Raw genomic sequence first — 12,612 nt, forward strand, 5'->3', positions numbered from 1 at the left:
GGGGGGGGGCAGCGCGCTCCTGCTGTCGCAGTCGCTCGATCGAGTCGCTGTCGCTCCTCTCGAACTTCATCATTCTATTGCTAGCTAACTTGATACTCTATCAACAAAGTATTGTATTATTGGAATTTATATGTATAATCATTTTAACTCTTTTTACTCTTATATCTCTATAAATAGATAATATGCTCTTTTCAGTACTTTTCTTCTTAAGGGTGCTAAGATCCCTCTTTTTCCCTACGCCCATCAGCTCTCTAGCATATTTTACTGTCCTTTCTGCCACTCCTCAGCTCACCACCTCCTTTGGAATAGGGAATTGGCAGACTCAACGCGCTGTCGCGCTTACACTCTCCAACAGAAAACATGAATGGCCTGGAAGTGACAGTGAAGCCTGTATTTCAACAGATACTATCCTTTCAGCCAGGCCATTTTCTCCAAAAAAGGACGCATTCATGCCCCCAAAAATATTCATGCTCAGGCCGCTACGCGCCTTGCATTTTGGGGAGGCTCTCTAGCGGCAACATACCCAGACTTGGGCAGCCTCTTCGGGGTGATCAAACGTATTGCACTTCCCTCCTGTCACCTCCAGCACACGCTACCACACCATGGTGTCATCAATCTCCCAGCGACAAACATCGCCACTGGGGGCAAGCTCATCCATGCCAGGATGGACATCACGTTACGGCTCAACTGGGTGAAGGAACCAGGGCCATGCACCACGATGATGCTGATACCACCACGTACCAGCTGGAACACACCTGTTTCATCGAGGGGTTCTCTGGCGTCAACACGATCCGCTCCAGCATCGGAATACTCCAAGAAGCAGAGCTCTCTTCGGTACTTGAGGATGCTGTCGACAGCACCTCCAGTTTCGAGCCATCCACCCAGGTTTCATGTGTCTGGCCAGCCAATTCCACGAATGCCCATCACACTGATTGCCCACCATCTGTTCTCCCAATGTCAGACACAAGCTCGGGTACTCCCCGTCGGACGGCACCGCGAACAACTCTAGCTCGACACCATGGCACATCCCCCACCAGGCAGAGGTGCAGCTAGCAGATGGACATCTCCTTGGGGATCATCTACCGCCTCTGTTCTCAGCCAGGCGCATGTGTTCTGATCCATGGATATCACGAGATGATGCTCTGCATTCATCAGAGGATTTCCCTCTCTTTTCCTCTCCCTCCCCACATGCCACGCAGACAGGTTCCCAGCAGCAGCGCTGCTCCTCCGACATTCCAGTCTTGCAGGATGAAGACCGATCCCTACACCTAAACCAGGCTGCTGCTCCTGTTCCTGCCCACTGCCAACTACTCATCACGTCAACAGAAAAGCCGCAACAGCATTTCACCTACATCTATTCATCATATGATGAAATATATCTCCGTATACAAAATTATCCATCTGAACACAGCACACACCTGCCCAGGGGATACAGGACACAGGACAAAGAAAACTCTTTCCAGCAGCAGCAGCATCCCCTCCGGCCCACTCTCCACCACCGCGCATTTCCCAAGACAATCAAACCCATTCCCAGCGATCTCGACTGCCTCAAACGCGATCCTCTCCTCCCAGGATCCAAACAATGTAGGTGCATGAGGATACACAAAGGAGAGGCACCTGCTCGATACCTCTCCTGTCTTCGCACTTCTCTGCTTGCCTTTCCCCTCTCGCGCTCACCCTCGCCCATACACCAGTTGCTCCCGCGCTGCCTCTACCACCTCCTTACTCACCACATCCACCTGCGGGTTAATTTGCACGATTCTCTCGATTTGCATCAATACATGCTTCTGCCGTTGAAAATTCCCCTCCGTCATCCGGATCATCGTCGCCAGCGCTTCTTGATCCACCTGCAATGGTTCCCTCGCATTTACTCGCCGTTCACTTATCCTCTCCACTTGCTCCAACAAGATCTGCCGTTGCTCTTCCACTCCCAGCGCCCTCATCTGATGCACAAATCCCACACGCCCATACACTTGCGCATATCTCGACAGCTTTCTCTCTAGCCCGGGCAACCCCAGCAGAATCATTCCCACCTCGCTTTCTTCGTGCAGATCTCTCAGCACCTCCAGTGCCAGGGGCTTCAACCGGTCCACCTCATCCACTCCGATCACCCGCAAACTCCATCTCAGCAACCGGATCTCATGCTCCATCTGTCGCGGCGTCACCCTCGCTCGCGGCGTATATACCGCCGTTCTTGGCCTCGGATTCTCCGGCGACAACGATGGTTCCACTACCCCTCTCCACGTCAACAACGGCTCAATCTCTTCCCACTGCGCATACTGCTTCGCCGCTCTCGTCTTGCCCACTCCCGTCACCCCACAACAGATCCCCATTGTCCTGCCTCTCCGGCAACTTTCACACAGTTCCACGAACCGGTAGTATTCCCTCGTTTCCACAAACCTGCCTCGTCCATCCACCATCCTCGGCTCCCTTCTGCTTCCACGTCCTACTCATTAAAATATCGCTTCAACGTCACCCGCCCAGGTTCTTCCCCGCTCGGCTTCTCCGCCTCCACCGATCCTTCTCCCGGCACCCCTCCTGCATGCTTCTCCTCACTCACCCCTCGTTTCACTCCCGTTTTCACTCGCCTCACCGCTCCCTGTCTTTCCTTCAACGCTCTCTCTACCTCTCGCCTCTGCTCCACACGCGCTGCCACAATCTCTTTTAAACTCACCTGCCCTCCCGCTCATTCTGGACACACCGCTCGACATACAAACCGATCCTCCGCAAAAATACGCACCTCAGCCATATCCGCTGGATCATATCGCAGCACCACATCCTCCCCCACATACCCCGACAACGTCGGATCCATGTACCGATACCCCTCAAACGACACTCCATCTTGCTGCACCCGTCTCTTCTTGGCCACCGTCACTAGCAGCAGATCCAATTGCTCCACACTCTCGGGCATCCGTGGCAAAAATCCTCCTCCTTCCCATTTCTCCTTCGGACTCATTCCCAGTTCCCCATGCTCGCGTTGGTGATATTCCTCCATCACCCATCGGCGAAATCGCTGCTCCACTTCCTCCAGGCTCTCAATCCCTGCCCGCTCTCGCCTCGGTTCCTTCCCTGCCTTCTTCGGCCATTCCCCTTTGGGCGCATATCCCGCCTCTCGCTCCGCAAACAACTGCTCCACCGTCCGAAAAAAACGCTCGATCTTCCCTGTAAAGTACCCAGTAAAAGAGACACTCCTATAAGGAAATGAAAGGAGCCATATGCAACTGATGTGTTTGAGCATAATGTAACGGTGAACAATTTCCCAAGCCCTCATGAGGACGTATCCTATTGTAAAAATTGACCCACGATTCTGCTGCTCGCAAGAAATGACCCAGCGTTCGATAGGAACGGCGTTCAGCCACCGCTAACTTGAAGGTCCCAACGAAACGCTCGGCCAATCCATTATCTGTCGGCGTTCCTGCACGACTCATCGATTGAAGAAACCCTTTCTGTAACAGCAGTTCTCGTGTGCTTTGCGCCCCATATTGTTTTCCTTGATCGCTATGCCAAATGGCTCCTGGAGCGTGGAACGTCATTGTTTCAATGACACTGGTCACCAGATCTGCCCGCATATGATAATCAAATGCCAGTCCGAGAATCTGGCGCGTCTGCTTCTCGAGGGCAAAACACCCTCGCACACGTGATTGATCAGCGAGATGGACTTCAAACATGTCGGAAAACACCACCTTTTGCAGACTCTCCTCGGTCATCTCTCGGACAAGATTGGGAGCCGTGTGCGTCGCCTTACCTGGATAGATGTACTTTTTCTTTTTGCGCCGAGCAGCGATGCCATATTTCTGCATCACCCGTTTGACGCGATTTTTTCCGGTCTTGATGAGCACCGCAAGCTTGCGATGTCCGAGTGTATCATCGTGTTCATGCCACTGCTCAATGCTGACAACCAACGCTTTATCCAGGTGAGGCCGCTTGGGATGCAGATACAGACTGCTGCGAGCAATGCCAAGGGCGCGGACGAGTTGACTTTTATTGATCGGACCACCAGAAGCGCAGAGCATACGCCCGATCTCAACTTTCTCATGTGCGCTTAATTGCCTAGTAGCCCCCGGGATTTTTTTAGCAGTTCATTTTGAACCGCCAGGTCGCCAATGAGCTGTTTCAACTCCTCAGGTGATTCTCCTGGTGCATAGCCTTGTGCTTGGTTGCGCGTTTTGTGATCGCGTTGATCGGCAAAAATCTCTGGCCCTTTTTGCTGAAATTCTTGCCGCCATCGGCTGATCACTGAGCTGGCCAAACCAAATTTCCGGCACACTTCTTCAAGGGTCGTCTCACGCTGAAAGCTTTCCATCACGACTTTGAATTTAAATTCGGGTGTATAGGTTTTTCGTTTCCCTGTCATGTTTCCGTACCTCTCTTCTTTCACTGTCTATTTTACCAGGTACGTTACAGCCCTCGCACGGCATCAACAACACAACAGCGTCATAGCCTCACCGATGCACATCTTGCCACGCTCTTGCGATGCTCGCCTGGCAATCTGACGCACCTGCACCTCTGCCGTCTCCCGGCCACCAATCAGGACGTAGCCCACCTCGCACATCGCTTCCACGACGACCAGGCCGCCCTCTCCACGCTCCTCTCAGAAGACGCGAACGCGCACTGAACACAAAGGAGGGGCGACCGATACGGTGATCAGTCGCCACTCCTCTTGCGCACCCTTCCACGAATTTTCTCCCTGTTCCCCAAATTCGCCTCTCTTCGTGCGACACGTTCATATTGCGGCTGTATGACTCACGTGAGACAACATGAAAACGCCGCTTCTGGCGGCTCCACTGAAAGGACACTCTGATGATCGACGACACATCCATCCTCACCACCTGGTATGCCCACGCCGCCAGCGCCCCTGGCTTTCTCGGCCATGCCTTCCACCTCTATCGCCAGCGTACCGGCCTCTCGCTCACACGCCAACGCGCCTTGCTCGGCCTGCGCGATCCTTCGACAGACGCCCTCTGGACACGCCTGCAAGCCATGCCTCTGCCACGCTCCCAGCAGTTCGACACCGATCTCCAGCGCATCGTCGCTCACCTGCTTACGGCTTTCCCAGATCACACCATCCACATCTCCCAGCTGGCCACCTTCCTTCGTACCCAGGGGGAGCCATAGCGACCAGCATCCTCTCACACAGCAGTGAGCAGGACTGGCAAGCTGACCAGTCCTGCTCACCTGGTTCCCCTCTCACATAGTGTTCACACATTCATCTCATTTATCGATCAAGCAATGACACAAGGAGGCTGGCACAGTCAATTCCATTTGTTTTTGGTCTGCTTTTTTCTTCGCTTTTTGAACGTTCCTTCTCCTGCCTCACCCTGCTTCCTTCCCCTCCCCATGCGCTTTCCCTCCCTTTTCTCCTCCTCCTTATTTCTCCCCATGCCACCACGAAAAAAAGACCTCATGTATTTTTCGCATTTACTCGCGTCCTTTTCTGCTGTCAATAGGTCCTCCAGAGCGACAGGTTTCCAACCAGGTTGTGACAAGGCGAGAAGCTGCAAAGGGGCAGGGCCATCAATGTAACCAGGGGAGCAAGACACATTGCAGCCCTGGCATGGGGAAAGGATCTACCAGCGGGGAAAGCGACGAGGGCGCAGCTGGGAGCACTGGTGGCGCACCGGTTCGCAGAGTGAGTGAGTGGCCACGGCCACCTGTCAGTCGGAGACCGCTGCCGCCATTCCCTGGCCAGCACCGGACCCTCAGAGGAGGTTCCATCTCCTCATATTCATCCTACCATGCAATACTTCTCACTCTGCACATACCAGCATCTGGCCGGGAGGGATTAGCGATGAGCATGAACCTCTCCCCGTTCAAAACATCATTCTCTCCAGGTGTTCTGCCAGATTCTGGGTGGAAAACGCTTCGCTATCGTCTCGAGGATGGGAAGAAGAAACGCCATTCATACCATGAGCTCTCTTGCGGGCACTGTCATCCACACATGATTCCTTGAGAGAAACACACGCACATGCAAAAGCAGAAACGGAAGCAATATACGGCAGCATTTAAAGCCAAGATCGTCAAAGAGATCTTGAGGGAAGAAAAAACCGTCAGCCAACTCTCAGCGGAATATGAGATTCATTCAAGTCAGCTCTATAAATGGAGGGACCAAGCGTTAGCTGGCTTACCCGGCTTATTTGATGAGCAATCAGAAAAAGCGCTGGCCGAGAAAGAAATAGCCTGGGAACGAGAGCGGGAAGCCCTCTATGCTGAGATTGGACGATTAACCACAGAGAAACTGTGGCTGGAAAAAAAATCTCGAGCAGTCTTTAAGGAGAGATGAGCGGCAAGAGCTCATTGATTGGGAAGACAATGAACTGCCGCTGAGCACCCAGGCCAGATTGCTTCATCTGAATCGAAGTAGCTTGTATTATCAACCGCGGCCACCATCAGCAGAAGAAGTGGCACTCAAGCATCGGATTGATGAGATTTTTACACAATGCCCGTTCTACGGGTACCGCAGAATTGCTGAGCAATTACATCGAGAAGGGCGAAGCGTCAACAAGAAAACGGTCGCAAAATATATGCAGGAGATGGGGTTGATGGCCATTTTCCCCGGCCCCAATCTTTCCAAACGTGCGCAGCAAGCGGCAATCTTCCCCTATTTGCTCAGGAATCTGAAAGCTGAGGTGCCTGATCACATTTGGGGCGTTGACATCACCTACATTCGCCTGCGCGCTGGATGGATGTTTTTGGTCGCGGTTCTGGATTGGTATTCTCGTTATATTGTGAGCTGGGAGTTAGATCAAAGTCTGCGTCAGGATTTCGTGCTCTTAGCGATGCACAATGCCTTGAAACAGGCCACCCCTCAGATTTGTAATAGTGATCAAGGCAGTCACTTCACCAGTACGAGCTATATTAATCTGCTCAAGGAGCATGAAGTACGTATTAGCATGGATGGAAAGGGGAGAGCACTCGATAATATTTTTACGGAACGTTTGTGGAGAACAATCAAGTATGAAGAAGTATATGTGAAAGAGTATGATAGCCCTCGCACAGCTCGTAGAGAGTTGTCTCGCTATCTCCACTTTTACAACGAGGAACGACTTCACCAGGCACTTGATTACCAAACTCCAGCCGAACGCTACTTTTCTGGGAAACGTTCGACGTAACGTCGTCTCTGTCTCTCATGAAAAATGGGCCCAACGTACCATTTGGCTTGGTTTTCGTAAAACGGTGAAACACGTTCACTCAGAAATGGACGAGCATGCTTAAAGAAAGGAGATTTCTCTTAAGGACTCGGATTTTTCTGTCTTGACAATCTGGGTCACTGTATTCATACCATGAGCTCTCTTGCGGGCACTGCCATCCACACATGATTCCTTGAGAGAAACACTCTCTGTCTCCCTTCGCTCCTTCCCATCCTCTCCACACAGAGGAACAACACCAGCAGAATCGGGATTGAGCAACGGACTGGCCGAGCCAAAGAGCAGAGAGAGAAGCGGAGACAAACACCAAGAGCTGCCGCCGCATTCCCTCTGGCCTTCCCTCCCCTCCCCTCAGATGTTCCAGTCATGCATGCAGGATGAAGACCGATTCATGGACCTGGACCAGGCGGCCGCTCCTGTTCATGCCCACTGCCAACCACTCATCTCGTCGACAGAAAAGCCTCAGCGATCGCGTTTCCCATCCTCCTATTCACCCTATGATGAAATACTTCTTCGCTTGCAAGATCATCCATCTGCATACAGAATACACCCGCCAATTGGAGAGAGGACACAGAGCAAAAAAGAACTCTTTCCAGCAGCGCAGCATTCCCACCCTGCTTCACTTCCCCCCAGGTTTCACACCATCGCCACTACGCTCTCCGATGACGCCTTCGGAAATTCATCATTTGATGCTTTACACCACCTCATGACCCTCCTACAGGAGGCCGCCTTCCCATCAGATGCACCACCTCTACTGCCTGGGAAAGATGCTCCTTTCTCTCACATCCTCTTCATGATGTCCTTGCCCAACGCAAACAGTATGCCACGCATATCTCCCGGATTCTCGATATCCCCCCACGGCTGAGCAATGCGCAAAAACAGCACAGAAACCGCTTTCTTCTCTCCTCCAGGCACGAGGATCTCCGTTCCACTCTGCACGGCGAGATCCAAGCCTCGACAACAACAGGCACACTTCACACCAGAAGGATCAACACGTCATTTCCGCTGGTGTGACGAGGCAGGAACCTACCAACCGTGCAAACAAGCTCCGTCGGCGACGTGCTGACACACCTGCCTCGGTCGCTCCTACTGTCTCATCCACCGCATCCTCCACCAAATCTGGCTCACTCACTTGATCACATCGCTCCACGCTTCCCAACGACAGTGGATCGCTTGCACGCGCTGCGTGATGTCCCCCTAATCCGTCTTCATCACTACATCATTCGATGCCTGACACAGCGCTCCAACACACCACGGCTCTCCACTCCCTCATCACTCCATCTCTCTTATCACCACATCCACACAAAAATATTCCCGTCATGCTTCATCACATCACAGGAATATCCTTCACTCTCTCTCCCTTTAACGACCACTTCGACTACGCGCTTGCGCTCGACGAATCAACGCATCTGACGTCACCGCCAAAATAAGCACCAACCCCTCTACCATTTGCTGCACATCCGACGTCTGATTTAACAGCGATAAACCATTGTCTAAACATTGAATAATGAAAATACCCAATACTACCGCCCAGATCGATCCTCGTCCACCAAAAAGACTTACCCCCCCTATCACTGCCGCCCCAATGATATTCAATTGCAACATCGATGGAATCGCACTGGCCACCGCGTTCTGACGCGACGTATCCACCACCGCTGCAAGCACTGCTATCAGCGAACATAACACAAACACCGCCACACGAATCCCCACCACGTTAATACCCGCACGCCTCGCTGCTTCAGCATTGCCGCCAACCGCATAAATATGCCTCCCAAATGACGTCCTCGTCAACACAACCCACAGCAACAGGATAAGCCCAAAAAGAATGCCCATAGAGTACGGAACACCCTGATAGTTCTCCAAAATCACCACCACTCCCTCAATCACCACCACCGCCACCACTGATTGCACCATCAATCTCGTTATGGACATCGTCCGCAATCCAGCTTTTTTTCGAGCAAAATACTCGATAATCAAACTCCCTACATACCCCAACACCGCTAACGTCGGTAATCCTACACCCAAAACATCCGTAAAGTAACTCACACGCGTCCCTGCCAGCGCTAATATAAACGGATCTCCAACACTTTGCGTCGTCTGCGTCCCTAACAGAAAAAGTAAGAGACCTGAATATATTATGAAAAATGCCAACGTCACAATAAACGACGGGATACGTAACACCGCCACAAAAAGTCCATTCAGCAAACCTGCACACCCTCCCGCTAACAACGCTACCACCAACGCCGGCGCAATCGCCCACCCATGCCTCTCTGTCAACACCGCCATGATCACCCCACATAACGTCCCCACCGCCGCTACCGACAAATCAATCTCCCCAAGCAACAACACAAGCACAATGCCAGAACTGTAAATACCTAGCGATGCACTCTGTAATAAAATATTAGTAAAATTCTCTCCCTGCAAAAAAATCGGATTGAGCACCTGAAAAAATATAATGATCAACACCAGCGTCAACAACACTGGCAGAAAACCCAGGTCATTCCGCAACATCTGCCGAAATGTCTGCCGCGGTTGATAACTCGGAACCTCCACCGTACTCGCTGCCGCTTGCACTTCTGCCACGCTCGCATCCGCTCCATGCTTCTCAATCATATCGCTCATTTTCCTTCTCCTCCAACAACTCTGCTCTTCTCTCCATTCTCCAGACCATAGTCTGCCCCTGTCATCGCCGCCACCACTTGCCCCGATGTGGACCTCTTCGCGTTAAACGTCGCAACCCTCTTCCCCAAACGCATCACAATCACACGATCCGCAACTTCAAATACATCAACCATGTTGTGAGAGATAACCACCACGGCTAATCCCTGCTCCCTCAAACGCTTGATCAGATTCAATACCTGACGAGTCTGCGCAACACCTAATGCCGCTGTAGGCTCATCCAACATCACTACCTTCGCCTGCCGCAAAATCGTTTTCGCTACGGCAATCGATTGCCGTTGACCTCCCGACAAGGCCGCCACCAGCGCTCGCGCTGACGGAATTTTCACATCTAACGTCTTCAACACCGCCAGCGCACGCTTCTCCATCTCCGTGGACCTCAACGTCCCATATGCCGTCTTCAGTTCATGCCCAAGAAATAAATTGGATGTGACATCCAGGTTGTCACACAGCGCAAGATCTTGATACACTGTTTCAATTCCTAATCGCGTCGCTGCCTGCGGACTATTGATCACAACTGGTTGGCCCTCAAAAAAACTTTCCCCCTCATCCGCCGGCCCAACTCCAGAAATGGTCTTTACTAACGTCGACTTCCCCGCTCCATTGTCTCCTACAAGCCCCACAACTTCTCCTGCATAGACTTCAAAGTCTACCCCCGACAAAGCCCTCACTGCCCCAAACGTCTTCCCTATCCCTGTCATGCGTAATAGCGGCTCTCTCTGACTCTCTAACAGTTGTTCATTATCAGCCATATATACCTCTCAAAAGTATCAAAAGAGGACATCCTTCTACATACCTTGCGATCTAACTCTATACGTACCACTTCTTCATGCCTGACAAGACAAAGCCCTAGTACATGTCTGTGAACACTGCACTAGGGCTCATTCATCGGTCCAAGGTATGTGTTCTGCAGCTTACAAAAAGACAGCAATCCTCTGGTGCCTCTTCATCCTACAAACCTTTATACATAGCAACATGATTCCTCTGCCCTCCCACATACAACTTTGACCACTCTTTAACAAACACCACCAGCACCTGCTGCTACACCTTTACATACCTGGTCCTTGGTATAGAAGTTATCCTTGATAATCGTGTCCTTCACATTGCTCAGATCAACTGCAATCGGCTCTTCCAGCAGAGATGGAATCTGCGTATTACTCGTTGTCTCCGCTACGTTCGTCGTCGCAATCGTTTTTACATCATCACCTTTGCTGATGGCTGCAACAATCTTCGCCGCTGACTCGGCCTCTTTACCATATGGCTTGTACACCGTCATCGCTTGCTCACCATTCAAAATATTGGTGATAGCAACCTGCGCTGCATCCTGACCAGTAACCAGTACCTTCTTATCCAAATTTACGGTCTTAAGCGCTGCAATAACAGATTCAGCCATATTGTCATTCGCAACATAGGCAACAGCAACTTTGTTTCCAGTTCGGGAAAGGGCCGCTTCCATATCTTTCTGGGCAACTGGTCCAGTCCAGTCCGTGAACTGCTCGTACACATTCTTCAATGTGTTGTTTTTGAATAGAGGATCAAGTGATGTATGCAAACCTTCTTTGAAAAGAATCGCATTATTATCTGTTTGTGAGCCATTGATAATAACTGTATTGGTCGTCCCATTCTTCTTGACATAATCCTGGTAATGCTTGGCAATGTAATCACCCTGCAACTTACCAACATCCTGCCCTTGGAATGACACATATGCTGTCACATCTTTACTATTGATCAGACGATCATAGGAAACAACAGGCACATGCTTCGCCTTGGCTTTATCAACAATGGCTGCCGCTACTTTACTGTCTGACGGAGCAACAACAAGAATACAAGCACCCCGCGTTAACATCGACTCTGCCTGAGTCTGTTGAGTTGCAGTACTTCCATTCGCATTGTTATAAATAATGTCATTGTCTGTAATGGACAAAGCATTCTTCAATGCACTGATGAGCAACGGCTTGTCCTGGTTATCCCAACGATATGAGGTGTTCGTCTCTGGAAATGAGACGCCAATTTTTTTGCAGCCTTTACCATCTGGGCCACTGTTCGCTGCTGGGGTAGATGAACTTGTCGTGTTGCTATTAACGCTACCACAAGCAGATAAGAGGAGTGTAAATAAAAGGATGCCTGCCATCAGGCTCCATCTGCCGCGTTGACCCTTTGAGAGTTTCATCTTGAAACCTTCCTTCTTAAAACACACCATTGCCTTTATACAAAAAAGACAACCCACAGGTGAATTTCAAATGAACGCTTTCATAACCTCCCTCAGCCGATGCAGCTTCTTTCCATAAGCCATTGAGGAACATTTCTAGCCTTGATAAAAGCCATAATTTCGTATAAAAATGAGAGTGTAATACATCTATTTCTAATTATCATCACGAATTACACTAGTTCTACCGCTATTGCAATACAACAAATATTCGCGTATCTTCAATGACATTAGAAAAACATCGTATACTACCATTCGACAATAACGTCTTCAGATCCTCTGTAATGCAAAAGTGCAATTCCGAGTTAGTCGTTGAGGTTACTAACATTCACAACACAAAAAACGCTATCCACTCTGATGGTCTTTTATTTATGGATGCAAGTTACTTTGAGAGTAAACCAGGATTACACAATTACAACTATTCCACGAAATTGTTCCTTAAAAATACGTATGGCTTAGTTACTCATCGTTTGAAGAAGTCATGAAAACTTATCAATAAGCAACTTTGCTTTTGATAACCTGGACGATATATCCAACAGAGGAAATGTAACACAGCCAATATAGTTTGTCAACAAATCAAAT

General features: G+C 50.5%; 12 protein-coding genes. 2 read left to right on the forward strand and 10 right to left on the reverse strand.

The annotated features are described in order from the left end of the window. Positions 1 to 576 precede the first annotated feature (576 nt). The 6 genes from EL633_RS00005 to EL633_RS36400 all read right to left on the reverse strand — a co-directional run bounded on the left by EL633_RS00005 (position 577) and on the right by EL633_RS36400 (position 4,561). On the reverse strand, positions 577 to 816 hold the full coding sequence (locus EL633_RS00005) for a hypothetical protein (protein WP_126625225.1): 240 nt from the start codon (positions 814 to 816) through the stop codon (positions 577 to 579). A gap of 857 nt (positions 817 to 1,673) precedes the next feature. Next, positions 1,674 to 2,150 (reverse strand): TniB family NTP-binding protein, encoded by a 477-nt coding sequence (locus tag EL633_RS38030; protein WP_246039055.1) that lies wholly within the window; start codon positions 2,148 to 2,150, stop codon positions 1,674 to 1,676. 536 nt (positions 2,151 to 2,686) lie between these two features. Beyond that, positions 2,687 to 3,127 carry a Mu transposase C-terminal domain-containing protein gene (locus tag EL633_RS00015; protein ID WP_161981819.1) on the reverse strand — a complete coding sequence of 147 codons (441 nt, stop codon included), beginning with the start codon at positions 3,125 to 3,127 and terminating at the stop codon, positions 2,687 to 2,689. 64 nt (positions 3,128 to 3,191) lie between these two features. Beyond that, entirely contained in the window at positions 3,192 to 4,013 is an 822-nt protein-coding gene (locus EL633_RS00020; protein WP_126625228.1) for an IS3 family transposase, read from the reverse strand. A 29-nt stretch (positions 4,014 to 4,042) separates the two neighbouring features. After that, positions 4,043 to 4,354, reverse strand: coding sequence for a transposase (locus EL633_RS00025; RefSeq protein WP_126625229.1), 312 nt, complete (start codon positions 4,352 to 4,354; stop codon positions 4,043 to 4,045). Between the two features lie 63 nt (positions 4,355 to 4,417). Then, a complete protein-coding gene (locus tag EL633_RS36400) occupies positions 4,418 to 4,561 on the reverse strand; it encodes a hypothetical protein (RefSeq protein ID WP_161981820.1) in 144 nt (47 codons plus the stop codon). A 239-nt stretch (positions 4,562 to 4,800) separates the two neighbouring features. Between EL633_RS36400 and EL633_RS00030 the strand changes: the two genes are divergently transcribed. After that, positions 4,801 to 5,115 carry a hypothetical protein gene (locus tag EL633_RS00030; RefSeq protein WP_126625230.1) on the forward strand — a complete coding sequence of 105 codons (315 nt, stop codon included), beginning with the start codon at positions 4,801 to 4,803 and terminating at the stop codon, positions 5,113 to 5,115. A gap of 850 nt (positions 5,116 to 5,965) precedes the next feature. Beyond that, positions 5,966 to 7,109 (forward strand): IS3 family transposase gene (locus EL633_RS00035; protein ID WP_371865511.1). Its coding sequence is split into 2 segments (ribosomal slippage): positions 5,966 to 6,253 and positions 6,255 to 7,109, totalling 1,143 coding nucleotides; the frame shifts between segments, so codons are not numbered across the junction. 1,024 nt (positions 7,110 to 8,133) lie between these two features. Here the strand turns inward: EL633_RS00035 and EL633_RS36405 are convergent. The 4 genes from EL633_RS36405 to EL633_RS00050 form a co-directional block, all read right to left on the reverse strand. Next, a complete protein-coding gene (locus tag EL633_RS36405) occupies positions 8,134 to 8,277 on the reverse strand; it encodes a hypothetical protein (RefSeq protein WP_161981821.1) in 144 nt (47 codons plus the stop codon). A 230-nt stretch (positions 8,278 to 8,507) separates the two neighbouring features. Then, on the reverse strand, positions 8,508 to 9,767 hold the full coding sequence (locus EL633_RS00040; protein WP_126625232.1) for a sugar ABC transporter permease: 1,260 nt from the start codon (positions 9,765 to 9,767) through the stop codon (positions 8,508 to 8,510). After that, entirely contained in the window at positions 9,764 to 10,576 is an 813-nt protein-coding gene (locus EL633_RS00045) for an ATP-binding cassette domain-containing protein (protein WP_126625233.1), read from the reverse strand. Before EL633_RS00045 ends, EL633_RS00040 begins: the two co-directional genes overlap by 4 nt. A 263-nt stretch (positions 10,577 to 10,839) precedes the next feature. Further along, positions 10,840 to 11,994 (reverse strand): sugar ABC transporter substrate-binding protein, encoded by a 1,155-nt coding sequence (locus EL633_RS00050; protein ID WP_161981822.1) that lies wholly within the window; start codon positions 11,992 to 11,994, stop codon positions 10,840 to 10,842. Positions 11,995 to 12,612: the final 618 nt, after the last annotated feature.

The organism is Dictyobacter alpinus (assembly GCF_003967575.1).
Lineage (GTDB): Bacteria > Chloroflexota > Ktedonobacteria > Ktedonobacterales > Ktedonobacteraceae > Dictyobacter > Dictyobacter alpinus.

Bases quoted from the DNA above. Each gene is read 5' to 3' on its own strand.
- EL633_RS38030 (WP_246039055.1), bottom strand. From the start codon at position 2,150: ATGGAGCATGAGATCCGGTTGCTGAGATGGAGTTTGCGGGTGATCGGA.
- EL633_RS00020 (WP_126625228.1), bottom strand. From the start codon at position 4,013: ATGCTCTGCGCTTCTGGTGGTCCGATCAATAAAAGTCAACTCGTCCGC.
- EL633_RS00025 (WP_126625229.1), bottom strand. From the start codon at position 4,354: ATGACAGGGAAACGAAAAACCTATACACCCGAATTTAAATTCAAAGTC.
- EL633_RS00030 (WP_126625230.1), top strand. From the start codon at position 4,801: ATGATCGACGACACATCCATCCTCACCACCTGGTATGCCCACGCCGCC.
- EL633_RS00040 (WP_126625232.1), bottom strand. From the start codon at position 9,767: ATGAGCGATATGATTGAGAAGCATGGAGCGGATGCGAGCGTGGCAGAA.
- EL633_RS00045 (WP_126625233.1), bottom strand. From the start codon at position 10,576: ATGGCTGATAATGAACAACTGTTAGAGAGTCAGAGAGAGCCGCTATTA.
- EL633_RS00050 (WP_161981822.1), bottom strand. From the start codon at position 11,994: ATGAAACTCTCAAAGGGTCAACGCGGCAGATGGAGCCTGATGGCAGGC.